The sequence below is a fragment of the Cellulosimicrobium sp. SH8 genome, from assembly GCF_025818875.1.
GTDB lineage: Bacteria > Actinomycetota > Actinomycetes > Actinomycetales > Cellulomonadaceae > Cellulosimicrobium > Cellulosimicrobium cellulans_D.
In genome coordinates, this window is the sequence record NZ_JAMXMH010000001.1 from 200,006 (window position 1) to 220,098 (window position 20,093).

Sequence of the window (20,093 nt, forward strand, 5' to 3'; positions counted from 1 at the left end):
CGCGGGCCGGGTCGTCACGGGCGCAGCAGGGACTTGATCGCGCGGCGCTCGTCCATCGCGGCGTAGCCCTCGGCGGCGTCGTCGAGGGGGAGCTCGAGGTCGAACACGCGCGCGGGGTCGATGCGCCGGTCGAGGACGAGGTCCATCAGCTCGGGCAGGTACTGGCGTACCGGCGCCGGGCCGCCCGACCAGTGCACGTGCCGGTAGAACATGTCGACGACGGGGAGCTCCACGCCGTGCGGCAGCCCGACGACGCCGACGTGCCCGCCGGGACGCACCGACCCGAGCGCCTGGGCCACGGACTCCGGCGTGCCGACGGCCTCGACCACGCCGTGCGCGCCGAGCCCGTCGGTGAGGTCCAGGACGCGCGCGACGCCCTCGTCGCCGCGCTCCGCGACGACCTCGGTCGCGCCGAACGCCCGCGCGAGCTCCTGGCGGGGCGCGTGCCGGCTCATGGCGATGACCTGCTCCGCCCCGAGCTGCGCGGCGGCGAGGACCGCGAGCAGGCCGACGGCGCCGTCGCCCACCACCACGATCGCCCGGCCCGGTCCTGCCTCGGCCGCGCGGGCGCCGAACCAGCCGGTGCCCAGCACGTCGGACGCGGTGAGCAGCCCGGGCAGGAGGTCGTCGTCGGGGCGCTCGGCTGTCGCGACGAGCGTCCCGTCGGCGAGCGGGACGCGCAGCAGCTCGGCCTGGGCGCCACGCACGGGCTCGCGGTGCACGCACGACGTCTGGTAGCCGGCGCGGCAGATCGGGCACGTGTTGTCGGACGCGAAGAACGACCCGACGACGAGCTGCCCTGGACGCACGGTCCGGACGTCGGCGCCCACCTCCTCGACGGTGCCGACGTACTCGTGGCCCATCGCGACGGGGTGCTCGATCCGGTTGACGCCGCGGTACGTCCACAGGTCCGAGCCGCACACGCACGCGGCCTCGACACGCACGATCGCGTCGGTCGGTGCGAGCAGGCGGGGGTCGTCGCGCTGCTCGACGCGGACGTCGTACGGGGCGTGGATGACGGTCGCGCGCACGGTGGCTCCCCTCGGCGGGCGGACGGGACGCCGTCGAGCCTACGACTGCCGGCCCGGGCCCGCTCGGGCCGTGCGTCAGGGCTCCTCGTCCGGCTCTCCACCGCGCCGGCGGCGGGTTGCAGAAACGCCGCGCCGGACTAGAGTCCCGGTCTGAGTCTGGACCTGGCTCACGACCCGCTGAACGACGACGGAGACGACCCATGTCCCTGGAGGATCACGCAACCCTGCACCCGCTGTCCCTCGGCGACGACACGACGCTGGGGCAGTATCGGGTCGACCTCGCGACCGACACCTGGTGGTGGTCGGCCGAGACGTACCGCCTGCACGGCTTCGAGCCGGGCGACGTCGTGCCGACGACGTCGCTCGTGCTGGCCCACAAGCACCCCGACGACCGCGACCGCGTCCGGGACGTGCTGGAGCGCGCTCGTCGCGACGGCGCGCCCTTCTCGAGCCTGCACCGGATCATGGACGCGCGGGGGAGGGAGCGCGTCCTCGTCGTCGTCGGCCAGGGCCGGCGCGACCCCGGCACGGGTCGGGTCGTCGAGCTGCTCGGGTACTTCGTCGACGTGACGCGACCGGTCCGTGCGCAGGGCGGGCGGCAGGCGCAGCGGGACATCGCCGCCGCGGCCGACAGCCGGGGGCCGATCGAGCAGGCGAAGGGCGTCGTGGCCACGGCGTTCGGCGTCCGGCCCGACCAGGCGTTCGCGCTCCTCAAGCGCGCGTCGAACGAGCGCAACGTGCGCCTGCGCGAGCTCGCGCAGCAGGTCGTCGAGGAGGGCACGCGGCCCGACGACGACCGCGTCGACCGGGTCGCCGTGCTGCTGTCGTAGGCGCTGCTGCCGGAGGCGCTGCCGTCGGGCCTCGGACGCGACGTCCGACGGCCGCCAGACGGCGTGCCCGCGCCCGGTCAGGCTGGGGTCATGACCACCACCTCGACCCGTCCCGCGCCGTCTCACGTCGTCATCGACCCGGGGATCCTGTACTTCGGCACGCCCGTCGCGCTGCTCAGCACGGTCGGCGCGGACGGCCACGTGAACCTCGCCCCGATGTCGTCGGTGTTCTGGCTGGGTCGGACGGCGGTGCTCGGCCTCGGCGCGCGCTCGCAGACGGCGCTCAACCTCCTTGCGACGCGGGAGGTCGTGGTGAACCTGCCCTCGACGGCCGAGGTCGACGCCGTCGACCGCCTCGCCCTGACGACCGGGCGCGACCCGGTCCCGGACCGCAAGGCGTCCGTGGGCTACCGCTACGAGCCGGACAAGTTCGCCCGCGCCGGGCTGACACCCGTCGCGTCGGACACGGTCGCGCCGCCGCGCGCCGCGCAGTGCCCCGTCGCGGTCGAGGCGCGGCTCGTGCACGCGCACCCGCTCGGTCGTGACGACGCCGCGCGCGCCGGGTCGCTCGTCGCGTTCGAGGTGCGCGTGACCCGGGTCCACGTCCACGAGAGCGTCCGCGTGCCGGGCACCGCGCACCGCGTCGACCCCGAGCGCTGGCGCCCGCTCCTCATGAGCTTCCAGCGGTTCTACGGCCTCGGGCCCGAGGCGCACCCGTCGCGCCTGGCGACGATCGACGAGGACTGGTACCGCTGAGCAAGCGGGCGCACGAAAACGTGCTGACGTCGGACCGGCGTCCGGCCTACGGTGCCGGGATGGGACGATCCACGCTCGTACGGCTCGCGCACTCCGACCACCCGATCGCGTCGCCGCTGAGCGATGGGCGCGTCGACGACCTGCTCCGCCGGGCGGTGGGCGGCCGGGGGAGCGTCCTCGACCTCGGGTGCGGCGACGGGACCTGGCTCCTGCGGGCGCTGCGGCAGAACCCCTCTCTCACCGCGGTCGGGGTGGACACGTCCGACGTCGGGTTCGAGCAGACGCTCGCCCAGGCTGCCGCCGCGGGCGTCGCGGACCGGCTGACGCTGGTCCAGGGCGACGCGCAGGAGTACGCGGGCGACGCGCCGTTCGATGCCGTGCTCAGCGTCGGCGCGGCCTACGCGTTCGGGGGCCTCGGCCCCACGCTCGACGCCGTGCGCGGCCACCTCGCGACTGACGGCCTCCTCCTGCTCGGCGACTGCTTCTGGCCCGCGCCGCCCACGCAGGCCGTGCTCGACGGCCTGGGCGGGGCGTCGGCGGACGAGTACCTCGACCTGCCCGGCACCGTCGACCTCGTGACGCGGCACGGGTGGGCGACGGTGCACGGGCACGTCAGCACGCAGGAGGAGTGGGACGACTACGAGTGGGCGTGGACGGGCGCGCCCGCCCGGTGGGCGGTCGAGAACCCCGACCACCCCGAGGCGCGCGAGGTGCTCGCCGCGGTCGAGAAGCACCGCGACGGCTGGCTCCACGGGTACCGCGGCGGGCTCGGGTTCGTCACGCTGCTCCTGCACCCGGGTCGCGCCGCCGTGACGGGCGGCTGAGCGGGCCGCGGCGGGACGGCCCGCGCGGGGAGGTCAGCGCCGGCCGAGCGCCCGCACGACCGCCGCGACGTCGGCCGGAGCCTCCTCGGCCATGAAGTGCCCGGCCGTCGTCGTGAGGTGCTCGAGGTCCGGTGCCCAGCGGCGCCAGACGCCCGCGGCGTCGTACCCGAGCTGCGCGCCCCAGTCCTGCTGCACCACGGTGACGGGCATGGCGAGCCGGTCGCCGGCGTCGAGCGACGCCTGGTCGTGCTCGACGTCGATCGTCGCGGTCGCGCGGTAGTCCGCGACGATCGAGTCGACGGCGTCCCGGCTCGCTGCGAGGTAGTGCGCCCGGACGTCGGCGGGGATCGCCGCGGGGTCCCGGGTCCACGCGTCGAGGAAGGACCCGAAGAACGCGTCGGCGCTGCCCCGGATCATCGCCTCGGGAAGGCCCGGGGGCTGCGCCATGAGGTAGAGGTGGAACGCGACCGCCGCCTCCACGCCGTGCAGCACGCCCCACGTGTCGAGCGTGGGCACCACGTCGAGGATGCCGAGGTGGCTCACGCGGTCCGGGTGGTCGAGACCGGCGCGGAACGCGACGAGCGCGCCGCGGTCGTGGCCGACGAGGACGAACCGGTCGACGTCCAGCGCGTCGGCGAGCGCGATCACGTCGTTCCCCATCGTGCGCTTGGCGTAGACGTCGGGCGTGGTCGCGGCGGGCTTGGCGCTGTCGCCGTAGCCGCGCAGGTCGGGCACGACGACGCGGTGGTCGCGCGCGAGGTCGGCGGCGACGTGCCGCCACATGTGGCGGGTCTGGGGGAAGCCGTGCAGCAGGACGACGGGCGTGCCCTCGCCCGCGGTCTCCGCGCGCAGCGCGACGCCGGGCGCGACCTCGACGGTGCGGGTCTCGAAGCCGGGGATGTGCATGGGTGGGTCCTCTCTCGGGGCGGAGTGGCCGTCCCGGGTCCTGCCCGGGCGGCTCGTCGCCATCCTTCGAGCACCGGATCAGCGACCGATCAGTGCCGGGTGCCGCCGGACGTGCGCACGCCGCCGTATTCGTCGCCGTGCCACGGCGCAGCGAGAATGGCGGGGTGGTGGAGCTGCGCGTCGAGGTGCTCGGGCCCGTCCGGCTGCTGCGCGACGGCATGGAGGTCGACCCGGGCGGGCCCCGTCAGCGCGAGCTCCTGGCGCGGCTGGCGGCCGCGCGCGGTCGTCCGGTGTCGTTCGAGCGGCTCGCGGCGGACCTGTGGGACGACGACGTGGAGCACGATCTTCGCGCCCGGCGCGGTGCTCTCGCGACGTTCGTCGGAGACCTGCGCCGCCGCCTGGAACCCGAGCGGGCACCGCGCACGCGGCCGCGCGTGCTCGTCACCGAGCACGGCGGCTACGCGCTGCGGCTCCCGGAGGGCGCGCTCGACGCGGCGCGCCTGGAGGCGGCCGTCGCCCCGGTCGGTGGACGCACGACGCACGGTCCGGTCGTCGACGCGCCCGGTGCCACGCCGGGGCTCGGGGCCGGGGACGCGCCGTCGGGCACGCGCGCGCTGCGGGACGCGGTCGCGACGTGGCACGGGGAGCCGTACGCCGACCTGCCGGACCGCGCGTGGGTGCGGACGGAGCGGCGGCACCTCGCCGAGGTGCACGCGCGGGTGGTCGAGCTGCTCGCCGAGGCGCTGCTCGCCGACGGACGCCCGGGGGAGGCGGTCGCCGCGCTCGACCCGTACGCCGCCGCGCACCCGTGGCGCGAGCACGCGTGGGTGCTCCTCGCGCTCGCGCTGTACCGCGAGGGGCGCCAGGCGGACGCGCTCGACGTCGTGCGCCGGGCGCGCCGTCGGCTCGCCGACGAGCTCGGCCTCGACCCGGGACCGGAGCTCGCGCGTCTCGAGCGCGACGTGCTCGACCAGGCGCCGTCGCTCGACGGCCCGACGCCGGGCCCTCGCCTCGCGGTCACGGCCCCGACCTCGCGCACGCACCTGCGGTCCACGGTCGACGTCGCGCGCACGCTCGCCATCGCCGGGGGAGACCACCTCGCGACCGCGCAGCAGCAGCGGGTCGCCGCGGCGCTCGCGGCCGAGGCGACGGGCGACCCCGTACTCACCGCGCGCACCGTCACCGCCTACGACGTCCCGGCCGTCTGGACACGGAGCGACGACCCCGACGCGGCCGGCGCGATCGTCGGCGTGGCGCGGCGCGCGCTGCACCGCCTGGACCCCGACGCGGCACCGGTCCTGCGGGCGCGGCTGCTCGCCGTCGTCGGGATCGAGCACCGGGGGACGCGCGACGCGTGGGCGTGGGCCGCGGCGGAGGACGCGGTGGGCGTCGCGCGCGACGTCGGCGACCCGGGCACGCTCGCGCTCGCGCTCAACGCCCGGTTCCTCCAGTCGTTCCAGCGGCCGGGCGCGGGCGCCGAGCGGGAGGCGACCGGGGCTGAGCTCGTCGCGCTCTCTGCCGCCCACGACCTGCCGACGTTCGCGATCCTCGGTCACCTCGTGCGGCTGCAGGCCGCAGCGGGGGCCGGGCGGTTCGGCGACGCCGACGCCCACGCCGCTGCGGCCGAGGGCGTGGCCGCGGAGTACGAGTCGCCCGTGGTCCCGATGCTCACGGCCTGGTACCGGGCGATGCGCGACGCCGAGACCGCGCCGCCGGACGCCGCGGCGCGCGCCTACCGCGCCGCCGACGACCTCCTGGCGGGCGTGCGCATGCCGGGAGTGCGGGACGGGCTGCTCCCGCTCGCGCTGGTCACGGTCCGGCTCCGGCACGGGCGCCCGCTCGCGGGCGTGGCCGACGCCGGCCCGTACGCGCCGTGGGTCGAGCCCCTCCTCGCGCTCGACGCGGGCGACCGCGAGACCGCTGCCGACCTCGCTCGTGCGGCCCCCGAACCCCCGGCCGACCACCTGCGCGAGCTGCGCTGGGCGCTCGTCGCGGAGGCCGCCGTCCGGCTCGGGGACACGGCCCTCGCGCGGCGAGCACGCCACGCGCTCGCGCGCGTCCCGGACGAGCTCGCCGGCGCGGGCTCGGGACTCGTGTCCGCCGGGCCGGTCCGCGCGTGGCTCGACCGTCTCGACGGTCGCCGCACGTAGGCAGGTCCCCCCGGGACGCGTAGGCGACGAGGCGGCTCAACGCTCCGGGAGCAGCCCCGCCACGAGCGCGTCGATGACGTCGTCGGTCGCGATGTCGGGGTCGACCGGTGTGGTCAGCCGGTCGAGCAGGAGCCCGTCGATCGCGTAGTGGAACAGGGCGATCTCCTGGGGTCCTCCTGGCAGCCCGGCCGAGCGGTTGAACTCGACGTCGGCCTCGAATCCCGCGCGCAGCCACGTCCCGAGCAGCGCGGCGAGCTCGGGGCGGCGGCCCGACTCGAGCCGCAGCTCGAACAGGGCCCGGGTGACGTCGGCGTCCGCCGACAGCCGGCGCACGATGTCGCGGAGGTAGTCCGCGAAGAGCGCCCGGTCCGGCTTCTGGGCGGCGCGTCGCTCCAGGTCGTCCGGTGTGGGCGCGAGGCGTTCGCCGATGCGCTCGAACAGCCCCGCGACGAGGGCGTCCCGGCTCCGGAAGTAGTTCGAGGTCGTGCCCGTCGGGACGCCCGCCTCGTCGTCGACCGCGCGGTGCGTCAGACCGCGCGATCCCTCGCGCGCGAGCACGGCGATGCCCGCGTCCGCCAGGGCGCTCCGCCGTGTGGAGTTCTTCGCCATGCGCCGACGGTATCGCAACCACTGCATCTGTTGTAGTCTCCAGACGACCACTTCACCTGTAGTAGTTGGAGAGATGATGCGAGAACTGACCTACTACGTCGCCGTCAGCCTCGACGGGTACATCGCCGGCCCCGCCGGCGAGTTCGACACCTTCCTGGCCGAAGGGGACCACATGGAGCCGATCTGGGAGCGGTACCGCGGGACGGCGCCCACCGACCTGGCAGAAGCCGTCGGCTTCTCGGTCGCCGACGGGCCCTTCGACACGGTCCTCATGGGCTGGAACACCTACGCCGTCGGACTTCCCGACCACCACCTGCCGAACCCCTACCGCCACCTGCGGCAGGTCGTCTTCACCCGGACGCACGAGGCGCCGGAGGGGAGCGAGGGGGTGGTGTTCACGGACGCCGACCCGGTCGCGACGGTCCGCGCGCTGAAGCGGGAGCAGGGCAAGGGCATCTGGTTGTGCGGCGGGGGCGCGCTCGCCGCGGTGCTGGCCGACGAGATCGACCGGCTCGCGCTCAAGGTCAACCCGGTCATGCTCGGGGCCGGGGTGCCGCTGTTCGCCGAGCGTGCCTACGCACCCCGCTCGTGGCGACCGACGAGCACGCAGACCTTCAGCTCCGGCGTGACGTTCGCGGAGTACGTCCGGGCTTAGGCGAGGACGAGGGGCACGTCCCGCTCACCAGGTGGCTGGGTCCATGGACGGTCGTCCGCTCGGCGGGCTCGGCGACGCGGGCCCGTACGCGCCGTGGGTCGGGCCCCTCGTCGCGGGCGACCGAGAGACCGCCGCGGACCTCGCCCGCGCGGCCCCCGAGCCCCCGGCCGACCACCTGCGCGAGCTGCGCTGGGCGCTCGTCGCGGAGACCGCCGTCCGGCTGGGGGACGCGGGCCTGGCGCGGCGTGCCCGGCACGCGCTCGCGCGAGTGCCCGACGAGCTCGGCGGGGGAGGCTCGGGCCTCGTGTCCGCCGGGCCGGTCCGTCCGCACGCGGCTCGACCGGCTCGACGGTCGCAGACTCTAGTCGGCTCCGTCCCGCGATCCTGTGCGGCTCCCTGCCGGCGCACGACCTCGTTCGGCGCTCCCGTGCGTCACAGCGTCCAGCCGATGCGGCCCTCCGTCGGGCCGCCGCACGCCTCCGAACCCCCGACGCGGACCATCTCGACCGACCGCTCGGTCTCGGCGAGGACGGCTCCGCTCCCGTCGAGCGCGCGGAGCCCGACCGGGTTCGTCGTGCCGAAGACCGTGAAGGTCCACGTGTCACCCTCGCGCGCCGGCGTCGGCACGAGCTCTGCCGCATCAGGACCTGACGACAACGGCGGTCGCCAGACCTCGTCGTCGCCGTCGCGCAGCTGAAGGTGGGCCACCCAGGCCGTGTCCCCCGTCAGCACCACCTCGAGGGTGCTGGAGTAGGCCATCGCCGGGCAGTCCCGGGCACCGCCGGAGAACCGTGACACGAGGACCACGACGACGACGAGAGTCCCGACGACGACGGCAGCCGTCCCGGCCCAGACCGGTAGTACCGGCCGCCGACGGCGTCCCGGTCCGGTCTCCTCGTCGACGTCTCGCTCGTCCATGAGCACCCCCTCGTCCGAACCTGCCACGCGATCACGGCGCGGCACGGATGTCGCCTACACGTCGAGCGGCCCCCGGACGACGGAGTCGCCCGAGTGCGCGGGGTCGCCGTCGAAGTGCTCCTCGGAGACGTCGACCACGGGGAACTGCGCGAGGTCGAGGCCGTCGGGAAGGTCGAACCGGCCCTCCCCGCCGTCGAGCACGCCGAGGCTGACGAGGCCGCTGAGGTCCTCGGCGAGGAGCCACACCTCGCGGTAGGTGCCCTCGGGCACCGGGGCGTCGACCGTCACGACGACCTGGCGGCGTCCGTCGGGTCGCTCCTCGACGCGCGCGTCGCCGGTCGCACCCTCCCAGTCGGGCAGCGGGTCGAGCGTCGCGCTGGCCACCGTCGTCTCCGGCGGCTCGGCCTCGCGCCGCTCCCACAGCACCCCGCCGGCGACGCCGACGAGGAGCGCGGCGGACGCCGCGGCGACCGGTACCCAGACCCGCCTACGGCGCGGTGCCAAGGGCACGACGACGCCGGGCGTACCCGCGTCGTCCCGTCCCGCGTCGCGCTCGCCCGGCTCGTCTAGCCGGGCGTCGTGCGACCGCGCCGCGTCGCGACCGGGGGCCGGGGCCGCGGTCGGTGCGGTGGGTGCGGTGGGTGCGTCGAGGTTCGCGCTCGTCGAGGTCAGGCCGAGCTCGGCGTGGATCGCGGACCACACCGCGGGGGACGGCTCGACGAGCTCGTCGGGCGCCTCTGCGCCGTCGAACGCGTCGGCCACGCGCGCGAGCCGGGCGGCGGCGTCGGCGCACTCCGCGCAGGAGGCGAGGTGCGCGCGCGCGTCGTCGTCGAGCACGTCCTCGCCGAGCGCGAGGAGCGCGAGGGTCTCGTCATCGATGTGCTGCACCGTCCACCTCCAATCGGTCGCGCAGCCGGATCAGGCTCCGTCGTACGTGGCTCTTGACCGTACCCAGCGGGAGGCCGAGCTCCTCGGCGATCTGCACGTGCGTCAGGTCGCGGAAGAACGCGAGCTCGAGGATCGTCCGGCCCGGATCGCCGAGCCGCCGCAGCTCGTCGGAGAGGAGCACGCGGTCGGCGACGCGTCCGACGTCGGCGTCCTCGTCCACGGCGGGCCGGGGGCCCGTGGCGGCCGCCTGCTCGGACCGGCGGACCCGAGAGCGTGCCTCGTGCGCGTCGGCGACGGTGTGCCGCGTGATCCCGACGAGCCACGCGGGCAGCCGCGCGCGGTCGGGGTCGAACCGCGACCGGCCGCGCCACGCCGCGACGAACACCTGCTGCGTCACGTCCTCGGCGTCGGCACGCGTGCCGAGCGACCGCAGGGCCATCGTGTGCACGAGCGAGGACCACCGCCGGTAGGCCTCGGCCAACGCGCTCTCGTCGCCGTCCGCGAACGCACGGCCGAGGCGCCACAGGTCCGGGTCGGGCGTCCCGGTCTCGGTCACGTTCAGGGCGGGTCCTCGAGGGTCGGCGCCGACCGCGCGGGCGGCAGCGGCGAGCGGGTAGCAGCGATCGTAGCGCCGGGGCGCCCGCACGCTCGCGGGGCGCCGCGCGGGTGCCGGCCGGGACGCGGCGTCACCGGGCGGGCGCCGCGGTCACGACGACGTTGTCCGAGTACGAGCGCCGGTCGCGGTCCCACGCGCCCCCGCAGGTCACGAGCACGAGGCGGCGCTCGCCCGTGCGGTCGAAGAGCTCGTCGAGCGGGACGTCGGGCTTCGGGACGCTCCGCACGTCCGTCACTGTGTAGGTGTACGAGGCGCCCGTCGCGTCGACGACGTCGACGCGCGCTCCCGTCGTGATCTCCGCGAGCCGGGCGAAGGGCCCGACGCCGTCCGGGTCGTCCACGTGGGCCGCGACGACAGTCGTGCCGGCGGGGCTCGCGGGTGCCGGGCCGAACCGGTACCACGCGGCGACGTCCCCGCTGCCCGGCAGGGCCATCCGCCCCTCGGGGTCGACGCCCGTCGGCTCGACGGGGAGGTCGACGTCGAGGTCCGCGACGACGACGCGCGTCGGCGCGGGCGGCGCGGGGGCGGGCATGTCCCGGGCCGGTCGCACGGGGACGTCGGGCGCGGGGCCCGAGGTACCGCCTGCGGTCCCCGCTCCGTCCCGGTGGGGGACCGGGACGGGCGGGGCGTCGGCCGTCGGTCCGAGGAGTCCGTCGGCCGGCTCGTCGGCGGACGGCGGGGAGCATCCGCCGACGACCGCTGCGGTGACGAGCACCGCCCCCAGGAGGGTCAGGAGCCCGGCCCGCGCACCCCGGACGGGGTGCGCGGGACCGGGGATCGTGCGCTGCGTCATGCGTCCCGGTCGCTCCGGACGGGGTGCGTGGCCTGCGCGTGCTGCTCGCGCCAGGCGCGCGCGAGCATGACGACCGCCGCGACGAGCAGCAGCCCGAACAGGGACGCGCCGAACGCGATCGCGACGCCCGTGGCGGTGCTGCTCGGTGACTCGGCCGCGAGGCCGGAGAGACCGGCGGGCACGCCGGACGGCGACGAGTGGAGCCCTTCGACCGTCTGCGTGGCCAGGGCGAGGTTGCCCGCCTCGAGGCTGCCCCACGCGTAGGCGATCGTGTTGACGCCCTCGGCGACCGTGAGGTCGGCCGGCCCGAGCACCGGGTCGGTCGTGCCGGCGGCGGCGATCGAGGCCGAGACGGTACCGGCCGGGAGGTCGAGCACGGCCTCCTTCGGGTTCTCGAGCCCCGTGACGACCGCGGTACCGCCCGCGAGCACGTCGACCGCGGGTGCCGCCGCGACGTGGCGGACTGTCAGCCGGCCCTGGCCCGCCGCCGTCGGCTCGGTCGAGTTGGTGAAGAGCGTCGCGGTCGGCGCTCCGCCCGCGTCGAGGTGCGCGACGGCCGTGTAGCTCGTCCCGGCCGCGAGCTCGAGGTCGACCGGGCCGATGACCGGCGAGCTCGTGTCGGTCGCGTCCGGCGCGGTGATCGCGACGCTGTACGACCCGGCCGGGAGGTCGAGCGGGCCGGCGAGGTCGCCCGGCTGGAAGTCGTCGAGCGTGAGCTCGTCGTTCACCCAGACGTCGACGGGGGTGTCGGGCACGCCGTGCAGGACGGACAGGGACGCGCCGTCGGCGGTGGCGGCGTGGGCGGGGAGCGCGAGAGCCCCCATCCCGGCGAGGGTGGTGGCGAGGGTGGCTGCGCCCGCGAGCGCGGCGCTGCGTCGTGCGGTGCGGTGCATGGGGTCCTCCGGTTCTCGGCCCGGTCGGTGCCGGGCGCTCGGGCAGTTGACACCCCCTCTTCCGGCGGGGAGGCGGGTACGGATGCACCGTCGTGCCGCGAGCTTGGGCACGGCCCGCTGGACGGGCGCGGAGCAGGACGCCGACCGGTGTCGGGGCAGGGAACCGCACCCGTCGAGCAGGTGAACTTCGCGGGCGAGGTCTTGAGGCGGCCCGGTCCGCCACGTACCGTGGGCGCGGCGAGGCGGAGCAGCCTCGGCACGACCCCCCAAGGAGAGCTTTCGTGGCCAGACCATCTGCCGCGCGTCTTGACAGCGCTGTCGGACGACGCGGGGCCAGCCCGACGTCCGACCCCCACCCCCGACGAGGCCGCCGCAGCCGGCTCGGCGGAGCCCTCGCCGGGGCTCTCGCCGCCGCCCTCGCCGTCGGCGTCCTGCCGCCCGCCTCCGCGGTCGCGGCCCCCGCGGCGCCGACCGCGGAGAGCGACCTCGCGTCGCTCGTCGACGTGTTCGTCGGCACCGAGGGCGACTACGGCAACGACATGCCGGCCGCGCAGGCGCCCAACGGCCTGGCCAAGGTCAACCCGCGCACGACGCCGGGGCGGAACAACACCGGGTACGACTACGCGCAGTCCAAGATTTCGGGCTTCACGCACACCAACCTCGACGGGGTGGGGGGCTCCGGCGGCGGCGGTGACATCCTCGTGGTCCCGACGTCCGGGTCGTACACTGCGCGGCCCGGCACGGGCACCTACGCGCACCCGTTCTCGCACGACGACGAGCAGGCGGGCCCGGGCTTCTACTCCGTGGGGCTCGGCAACATCGCGGGCAAGGACGGCGCGATCGCTGCCGCGCCGGGCACGATCGAGGCCGAGGTCGCCGCGACCACGCGCTCGGGCGTGCACCGCTACGCGTTCCCCGAGGGCTCGACGCCGAGCCTCGTCGTCGACCTCGAGACCAACAACACGAGCCGCCGGTCGTCCTCGGTGGACGTCGAGACGCGGGCGGACGGCGCCGTGGAGCTGTCCGGGCAGGTCACCGGCTACTTCTACAACGCCGCCTACACGCTGTACTACACCGCGCGGACGCTCCAGCCCGCGACGGTGCAGACGTGGGGCGACGACGACAAGCTCGTCGACGCGACGTCCCAGGACGGCGTCGACACCGGCGCGATCCTCACGTTCGACCCGGCCGACGCGGGGGACGTCGGCCTCCAGGTCACGCTGTCGCCGGTGAGCGTCGAGCAGGCGCGGATCGACCAGCAGGTCGAGCTCGGTGAGCTGTCGTTCGACGCGGTCCGCGACCGCACGCGCGCGGAGTGGAACGCGACGCTCGGGCGGGTCGCGATCGACGCCTCGACGGCGACGGACCCGACCGGTGAGCTCCAGAAGCTCTTCTACACGCACCTGTACCGCATGTTCGCGATGCCGATGAACGCGACGAGCACGTCGGGCACGTACCGCGGCGTCGACGGCGCGGTGCACGCCGCGCAGGGCTTCACGTACTACGACTCGTGGGCCACCTGGGACGACTTCCGCAAGTTCTCCGTCATCGCCTACATCGACCCGGCGCTGTACCGCGACATGGTGCAGTCGCTCGTCTACCTGTTCGCCGACGCCGAGGCGACCGGCACGGGCAGCGGCCTCGGCGGGTTCGTGCACTCGGTCCCGACGGTCCGCTGGGAGCGGTCGTCCGTCGTGGTCGCGGATGCGATCGCCAAGGGCTTCGACGGGTTCGACCGCCTCGACGAGGCGTACCCGGCGCTGAAGCGGCTCGTGGGGCAGTACAGCGAGGACGAGCTCCAGCGCGGCTACGTGGCGGGCAACCCCGGCGCGTCGGTGCAGCGCGGCTACGACCAGTACGGCCTGTCCGTGATCGCGGACGAGCTCGGCCTGGCCGACGAGGCGCAGACGATGCGCGAGCAGGCGTCGTGGCCGATCGAGAAGCTCACCAAGCCGGGCGCGTGGACCGCGGCCGACGGCACGCAGGTCGGCCTCCTCACCCCGCGCGCCGCCGACGGCTCGTGGCAGAGCGCCGACTACGCGAAGTTCGAGGCCGCGAGCCTCTACCAGGGCACGCTCTGGCAGTACCACTGGTACGACGCGTACGACATGGACGCGCTGGTCGAGGCGATGGGCGGCCCCGAGGCGGCGCGCCTCGCGATGCGCCACATGTTCGGCGAGCACGCGCCGGACGACGGCAAGGCCATGCTCCACTCGAACGCCAACGAGATCGACCTCCAGGCGCCGTACCTCTTCAACTACACGGGCGAGCCGAGCCTGACGCAGAAGTGGGCGCGCGCGATCTACACGAAGGAGACCTGGAACCGGTACATCGCGACCGGCTCCTCCAGCGCGGTCCCGAGCGGCGGCGGGGAGTTCACGCCGCCCGTGAAGACGAAGGTCTACCAGCTCGACCCGCGCGGCATGCTCCCCACGATGGACAACGACGCCGGCACGATGTCGACGATGTTCGTCGCCGCGGCCGTCGGCCTGTTCCCGGTGACCGCCGGGTCGTCCGAGTTCCAGGTCGGGTCGCCGTTCTTCGACTCCACGACCATCACCTACGACGACGGCAGCGCCTTCACGGTGAGGGCCGACGGCGTCTCCGAGGATGCGTTCTACGTCCAGTCGGCGACGCTCGACGGCGCGCCGTTCGGCAACACGTGGGTCGACTACGCGACCGTCATCGGGGGCGCGGACCTCGCGTTCCGCATGGGCGAGCAGCCGAGCGACTGGGGCACGGACACCGAGCCCGCGTTCTCGATGAGCACCGCCACCGACGAGCCCGCCGAGGGCCCGCGTGTCAGCGCCGACCCGACGACCGTGCAGACCGGCGACGGCGGCGCGCTCGACGCGATCGTGACGCTCACGCTCGACGGCGCGCGGTTCGCCGCGTCCGCCGGCACGGACCTCGTCGCGAGCGGCGCGGCGAACGTCGTCGGCCTGCCCGACGGCGTCACGGCGGCCGTGACGGTCGCGTCGCCGACCGCGCTCACCGTCTCCCTGACGGGGACGGCGTCCGCCGACGCGCGCTTCTACGTCCACCTGGGCGACGGCGCGCTCGCCGACGGCGTCGCCGCGTCGTCGCTGCGCGGTCAGGGCGTCTCGGTGCTCTCCCCGCTGCGCCTGTCCGTGGCGTCCGCCGAGCGCGACGCGCTCGCCGGGCTCGTCGACGATGCCGTGCTCGTGCGGCACGGCAACTACTCCTCGGTGACGTTCGACCGGTTCTCCACCGCGCTGACCCAGGCGCAGGACGCCCTCGCGGACGAGGCGGCGACGAGCATCGCGCTGCGGTTCGCGGCCGACCGGCTCGGCGCGGCGATCGACGCGCTCGACCTCACGGGCGGCGGCTACCGCACGCTCGAGGCCGAGCAGTCCGAGGCGTGGTCCGGCGGGGAGCTGAAGAACGAGGCGAACAGCTCGTCCGGAAACCTCGGCGGCGTGCGCTCCGGGTCGTGGGTGCAGTACCGCGACATGACCTTCGAGACCGCAGCCGGGGACACCCCGCCGCGCTTCCTCACGGTCCGGTACGACACGAGCTTCGCCCCGACGGACACGCCGAGCACCGTGCGGGTGCACGCCGGCGACGTGAACGGCCCCGTGGTCGCGACCGTGGACCTGAAGGGCACGAGCGGCTGGGGCAAGTACACCGAGGTGACGGCGGAGCTCGGCGACGTGCAGGCGCTCGTCGACGCGAAGGCCGTCACGTTCGAGCTGCTCGCGCCGTCGGGCCGGAGCTGGGTCGGCAACTTCGACTGGTTCCGGTTCAGCGCCGAGGACCCGGCGGCCCCGGGCCAGCCGGGCGAGTCGCCGACGGTGACGATCGAGGCCGAGGACTGGACCGCGAGCTCCGGTCGCGGGCTCAAGAAGGAGTCCTCGACGTGGACGAGCGGGCCGGTGACGAACGTCGGCGGGACCGCGGACGGCGACTGGATCGCCTACGGTGCGGTCGACCTCGGTGAGCTCCCGCTCGGCGAGCTGTCGGTCCACTACGTGCACAACTCGAACCGGTCCGGGAACAACTCGGCGCTGTCGGTGTACCTCGACGCGTTCGACCCGGCGAACCCGGGCGAGCCGTTCGTCACCGTGCCGCTGCCGACGACCGGGTCGAGCTGGACCGCCGACGGCACGGCGACCGTCGTCCTGCCGGAGACGGTGCAGGGGACGCACGAGGTGTTCGTGCGCCTGTCGACCGAGGCGTACGCCGACCACCCGTACGTCGCGAACCTCGACAGCCTGACGTTCGCGCCGGGCGGCCCGACGTCGGTCGTCGTCGAGTCCGAGGCCTGGACCTCGAACTCGGGTCGCGGGCTGAAGAACGAGAACTCGACGTGGACGAGCGGTCCGGTGACGAACGTCGGCGGGACCGCAGACGGCGACTGGCTCGCGTACGGCGAGATCGACCTCGGCTCCGCCGCGCTCGACCAGCTCTCCGTCCACTACGTGCACAACTCGAACCGGTCCGGGCGGAACTCCGCGCTGTCGGTGTACCTCGACGCGTTCGACCCGGCGAACCCGGGCGAGCCGTTCGTCACCGTCCCGCTCGCCAACACCGGGTCGAGCTGGACGACGGACGGGACCGCCGTCGTCGACCTGCCCAGCACGGTGCGCGGCAAGCACCAGGTGTGGGTGCGCCTGTCCACCGAGGCGTACGCCGACCACCCGTACGTCGCGAACCTCGACAGCATGCGGTTCTTCACCGACGCCTACGAGGTCGAGGTCCCACCGACCGACACCGCGGCGCTCGCCGCGTCCGTCGAGGACGCGGAGGCGTTCGAGGCGGAGATCGACCGCTATGGCCGCATCGACGCGGGCGTCTTCTCGCGCGAGCTCGCGGGTGCGCGCACGCTGCTCGGTACCGACGGCGCCACCCAGGCGCAGGTCGACGAGCGGGCGCGCCGCCTCGGGCTGGCGACCGACCAGCTCGTGCCGGCCGAGCGTCGTCGGCTCGAGAACCTCGTGACGAGCGCGGAGGCCCTGACCGACGAGGGGTACAGCCCCGAGTCGTGGCAGGCGTTCCGCACGGCGCTCGCCGCGGCGACCGAGACCCGGGACGACGAGGCGGCGTCGGACGAGGCGCTGCGCGACGCGCGCCTCGCGCTCCAGGGCGCGATCGACGCCCTGGAGGAGCCGGCCGACGTCGAGCTCGTCGAGGTCACGCTCAGCCCGCGCTGCCTCGCCGGCAAGCCCTACGTGGCGGTCCGTGCGGACAACGTGTCGGGCGGAGCCGTGGACGTCGAGATCGCCTCGGCGCTCGGGGCGAAGACGTTCGCGGCCGTCGCGCCGGGGGCGAACGCCTACCAGTCGTTCGCGGCGCGCGGCGTCACCGGTGACCTCGTGGTCACCGTGACCGCCACCGGCCCCGACGGCGAGCAGACGGTCGAGCAGACGGTCACCGTCCCGACCTGCTGACCGCACCCGACGTGCCCGTGTCACGGCCTCGTGCCGTGACGCGGGCACGCGCGTCTCTCGGGACGGGAGGGGCTCGGGTGTGCGGAAGAATGCGCGGGAGTCGGTCTCGGTCGAGGGGCCGGGACGGGGAGGCGTGCGATGGCGGTCGTCGGGTTCGGAGCGCCGGGTCGCGGCGCGGTGCGGGTCAGGACGGTGCGCCCGTGAGCCCGCGCGGCGGCTGGTGGCCGTTCGGTAGGCGCGGGCACGGCGAGGAACGGCCCTCCGCCGAGCAGGCCGCCGCAGCCGAGGCGCAGACGCGCTTGCTGGGCGTGCTGGCGCGGGAGCTGGCGGCGGCCCAGACCGAGCCGTGGGACGGGCTGTCGTACCTGGCGTTCGTGGTGGCCGACCGGACGCAGGAGCACGTGTCGATCCGTGGCGGATGGCCCCCGCCCCGGGCGCAGAAGCCGACTTCCCCGACGTTCGCGGAGGCCCTCGCCGAGCTGCGTCGCGTCACCGCCCCGCCCGGGCTCGGCGCCTGGTTCTCCGTCTCGTTGACGGTGCGCGCCGGCGGCGCGGTCGACGCGTCGTACGACTTCGACAGCGAGCCCGGCTTCCTGCCCCCGGCGGGACCGGAGGACTTCGCCCGGGACCTCGAGCGGTTCCCGCGGTCGGTCGAGACACAACCGTCCTGGTTGCGCGAGCGGCTCTCGTGGGCGCGGCTGACACGGGATCAGCGGTTGCGCGCCGAGGCCGGGGTGGCTGCGCTCCACCCGTACCCGCCGCCACCCGGCGGCCAACGGCGCCTGTTCACTGTCGCCGTGACCCCGGACGGTGTCGTGGACGTGCTCGATCATCAGTCCGCCCGGCGTGCGCTCGTCGACCGGGACGGCGCCGTCCAGCTTGTCCAGACGGACCCGTCGGTGCGCCCGTCCTGAGCGCGGCTACCGCGCGAGCGCGCGGACGGCGTCGATCGTGTCGGCCTCGTCGGCGGTCTTGTCGTCGCGGTACCGGAGCACGCGCGCGAACCGGAGCGCGAGGCCGCCGGGGTAGCGGGTCGAGCGCTGGAGCCCGTCGAACGCGATCTCCACGACCTGCTCGGGCCACACGTGCACGACGTACCCGTCGTCGGACGTCTCCAGCTCTCGGAAGCGGCGGGTCTGCCACTCCAGCATCTCGTCCGTCATGCCCTTGAACGTCTTGCCGAGCATGACGAACCCGCCGTCGGGGTCGCGCGCGCCGAGCCAGATGTTCGACAACCACCCGCGGCGACGCCCCGAGCCCTGCTCGACCGCGAGCACGACGAGGTCGAGCGTGTGCCGCGGCTTGACCTTGACCCACCCCGCGCCGCGCCGCCCGGCCGCGTAGGGGGTGTCGAGCGACTTCACGACGACGCCCTCCTGCCCCTCGGCCACCGCGCCCTCGAAGAACGCGGCCGCGGCGTCGCGGTCGTCGGTGACGAGGCGCCGCACGGCGTGGGGGCCCGCCACGTCGTCGAGCACCGCGAGCCGGTCGCGCAGCGGCTCGTCCAAGAGGTCCCGGCCGTCGACGTGCAGCACGTCGAAGAAGAACGGCGACAGCTCGAGCGACGCCGCGAGCTCGACCTCCTCGGCGGCGCTCCGCTCGCCCTGCGTCGCGGAGCGGGCCGCGGTCTCCTGGAAGGGGCGCGGGACGCCGTCGGGCCCGACGACGAGCGCCTCGCCGTCGAGCACGAGCGCCCGGGCCGGGAGGGACCGCGTCGCGGCGACGATCTCCGGGACGCGCTCGGTGATGTCGTCGAGCGAGCGCGTGTAGACGCGCACGTCGTCGCCGTCGCGGTGCACCTGGATGCGGATCCCGTCGAGCTTCACGTCCACGGCGACTGCGGTGCCCGACGGCGGGTGCTCACCCCCGGCATCGTCGTCGCCGTGCTCGTCGGCCGCGCCGGGTCCGGCGCCGAGCTTCTCGAGCGCGGCGCCGACGTCGGGCGCTGACTGCGCGAGCATCGGCCGGACGGGGCGGCCGACCGTGAGCCGGAACGTCGCGAGGGCCTCGGTCGCGGCCTCGGGGCTCCCGGCCGTCAGTGCGGCGCGCGCGACCGGTCCCGTCGCGCCCGCGAGCATGACCGCGCGGCGCACCGCGTCGGCAGGGACCTCCGACGCCTCGGCGACGGCGTCGACCACCACGGAGTCCAGCGCGCCCTGCCGCAGCTCGCCCGAGACGAGCCCCGCGAGGAGCGACTGCTCGCGCGCCGTCGCGGCACCGAACAGCGCGCCGGCCTCGGCCTGCCGTGCGGTCGCGGAGCCCGGTCCGGAGAGGCCGGCCATGCGGGCGAACGCGGCGTCGACCGCGGTCAGGGTGAGGCTCGGCTCCTCGGCCGGGGTGGGCAGGTCGCGCAGCGAGCGCCACCCGAGTCCCGTGCGCCGCTGCCGCAGCTCGCCCGCGAGGTACGCGACGGCGATCTCCACCTCGTCGCGCGCGCTCCGGCCGTCGGTACCGTCGGCGTTGCCGGCGGTGCCGGCCGTGCCGACGTCGGCGGCGACGCGGCGCAGCAGGTCCGCGATGGCCGCGCGCTTGGCGAGGCGCGAGCGTGTGGCGGCGACGGCGTCGGACGTGGCGGCGACCTCGGCGAGCAGCATGCTCCATCCTCACGCCGACCACCCACGCCCGCCCGCGCTCCCTCCACCCCTGAACCGGGGGTTCCGCGCGAGCCCCCGCCCCGCCCGGCGTCGAACCCGGGTCTGCGTGGCACATCGGGTCGCCGATCACGCGAAACCCCGGGTTCGGCGGCAACGCGTAGCCGTGAACCCCGGGCTCGGCGGCGAGGCGCGGGCCTGTACCCGGCGGGGGCGGCAGCC

16 protein-coding genes are annotated in these 20,093 nt (G+C 75.4%); 7 read left to right on the forward strand and 9 right to left on the reverse strand.

What is annotated here, in order from left to right:
* Positions 1–14 precede the first annotated feature (14 nt).
* Positions 15–1,031, reverse strand: a complete 1,017-nt coding sequence (locus tag NF338_RS00885) for a zinc-binding dehydrogenase (protein WP_264029043.1) — start codon at positions 1,029–1,031, stop codon at positions 15–17.
* Between the two features lie 200 nt (positions 1,032–1,231).
* Between NF338_RS00885 and NF338_RS00890 the strand changes: the two genes are divergently transcribed.
* From NF338_RS00890 to NF338_RS00900, 3 genes are all read left to right on the forward strand, one after another.
* On the forward strand, positions 1,232–1,861 hold the full coding sequence (locus tag NF338_RS00890) for a PAS and ANTAR domain-containing protein (RefSeq protein ID WP_264029044.1): 630 nt from the start codon (positions 1,232–1,234) through the stop codon (positions 1,859–1,861).
* Positions 1,862–1,951: 90 nt separating this feature from the next.
* Complete coding sequence (locus NF338_RS00895) at positions 1,952–2,617, forward strand: flavin reductase family protein (protein WP_264029045.1); 666 nt, start codon at positions 1,952–1,954, stop codon at positions 2,615–2,617.
* A 59-nt stretch (positions 2,618–2,676) separates the two neighbouring features.
* Positions 2,677–3,441 carry an SAM-dependent methyltransferase gene (locus NF338_RS00900; protein ID WP_264029046.1) on the forward strand — a complete coding sequence of 255 codons (765 nt, stop codon included), beginning with the start codon at positions 2,677–2,679 and terminating at the stop codon, positions 3,439–3,441.
* A gap of 33 nt (positions 3,442–3,474) precedes the next feature.
* On the opposite strand, the gene NF338_RS00905 is transcribed toward NF338_RS00900, so the two are convergent.
* A complete protein-coding gene (locus tag NF338_RS00905; protein WP_264029047.1) occupies positions 3,475–4,347 on the reverse strand; it encodes an alpha/beta fold hydrolase in 873 nt (290 codons plus the stop codon).
* 164 nt (positions 4,348–4,511) lie between these two features.
* On the opposite strand from NF338_RS00905, the gene NF338_RS00910 reads away from it, so the two are divergent.
* Positions 4,512–6,497 (forward strand): BTAD domain-containing putative transcriptional regulator, encoded by a 1,986-nt coding sequence (locus NF338_RS00910; protein ID WP_264029048.1) that lies wholly within the window; start codon positions 4,512–4,514, stop codon positions 6,495–6,497.
* Between the two features lie 36 nt (positions 6,498–6,533).
* Here NF338_RS00910 and NF338_RS00915 read toward each other — a convergent pair whose 3' ends face one another.
* Complete coding sequence (locus NF338_RS00915; protein WP_264029049.1) at positions 6,534–7,106, reverse strand: TetR/AcrR family transcriptional regulator; 573 nt, start codon at positions 7,104–7,106, stop codon at positions 6,534–6,536.
* Between the two features lie 76 nt (positions 7,107–7,182).
* Here NF338_RS00915 and NF338_RS00920 point away from each other — a divergent pair, with 76 nt between their 5' ends.
* Positions 7,183–7,761: a dihydrofolate reductase family protein gene (locus NF338_RS00920; protein WP_264029050.1), complete on the forward strand. Its 579-nt coding sequence runs from the start codon at positions 7,183–7,185 to the stop codon at positions 7,759–7,761.
* A 432-nt stretch (positions 7,762–8,193) separates the two neighbouring features.
* Here NF338_RS00920 and NF338_RS00925 read toward each other — a convergent pair whose 3' ends face one another.
* The 5 genes from NF338_RS00925 to NF338_RS00945 all read right to left on the reverse strand — a co-directional run bounded on the left by NF338_RS00925 (position 8,194) and on the right by NF338_RS00945 (position 11,869).
* On the reverse strand, positions 8,194–8,679 hold the full coding sequence (locus NF338_RS00925) for a hypothetical protein (RefSeq protein WP_264029051.1): 486 nt from the start codon (positions 8,677–8,679) through the stop codon (positions 8,194–8,196).
* A 54-nt stretch (positions 8,680–8,733) separates the two neighbouring features.
* Positions 8,734–9,567: an anti-sigma factor gene (locus NF338_RS00930; RefSeq protein WP_264029052.1), complete on the reverse strand. Its 834-nt coding sequence runs from the start codon at positions 9,565–9,567 to the stop codon at positions 8,734–8,736.
* The gene (locus NF338_RS00935) at positions 9,551–10,123 is read right to left on the reverse strand and encodes an RNA polymerase sigma factor (protein ID WP_264029053.1); all 573 of its coding nucleotides are present in this window, start codon (positions 10,121–10,123) and stop codon (positions 9,551–9,553) included. The genes NF338_RS00930 and NF338_RS00935 overlap by 17 nt, the downstream gene beginning before the upstream one ends.
* A 130-nt stretch (positions 10,124–10,253) precedes the next feature.
* Positions 10,254–10,976, reverse strand: coding sequence for a class F sortase (locus NF338_RS00940; protein WP_264029054.1), 723 nt, complete (start codon positions 10,974–10,976; stop codon positions 10,254–10,256).
* Positions 10,973–11,869: a DUF4397 domain-containing protein gene (locus NF338_RS00945; RefSeq protein WP_412845800.1), complete on the reverse strand. Its 897-nt coding sequence runs from the start codon at positions 11,867–11,869 to the stop codon at positions 10,973–10,975. The genes NF338_RS00940 and NF338_RS00945 overlap by 4 nt, the downstream gene beginning before the upstream one ends.
* A gap of 281 nt (positions 11,870–12,150) precedes the next feature.
* Here NF338_RS00945 and NF338_RS00950 point away from each other — a divergent pair, with 281 nt between their 5' ends.
* Both NF338_RS00950 and NF338_RS00955 read left to right on the forward strand, forming a co-directional pair.
* The gene (locus NF338_RS00950; protein ID WP_264029055.1) at positions 12,151–17,280 is read left to right on the forward strand and encodes a glycoside hydrolase domain-containing protein; all 5,130 of its coding nucleotides are present in this window, start codon (positions 12,151–12,153) and stop codon (positions 17,278–17,280) included.
* A gap of 200 nt (positions 17,281–17,480) precedes the next feature.
* On the forward strand, positions 17,481–18,194 hold the full coding sequence (locus NF338_RS00955) for a hypothetical protein (protein ID WP_264029056.1): 714 nt from the start codon (positions 17,481–17,483) through the stop codon (positions 18,192–18,194).
* A 6-nt stretch (positions 18,195–18,200) separates the two neighbouring features.
* Here NF338_RS00955 and NF338_RS00960 read toward each other — a convergent pair whose 3' ends face one another.
* Entirely contained in the window at positions 18,201–19,874 is a 1,674-nt protein-coding gene (locus NF338_RS00960) for an ATP-dependent DNA ligase (protein ID WP_264029057.1), read from the reverse strand.
* Between the last annotated feature and the right edge of the window lie 219 nt (positions 19,875–20,093).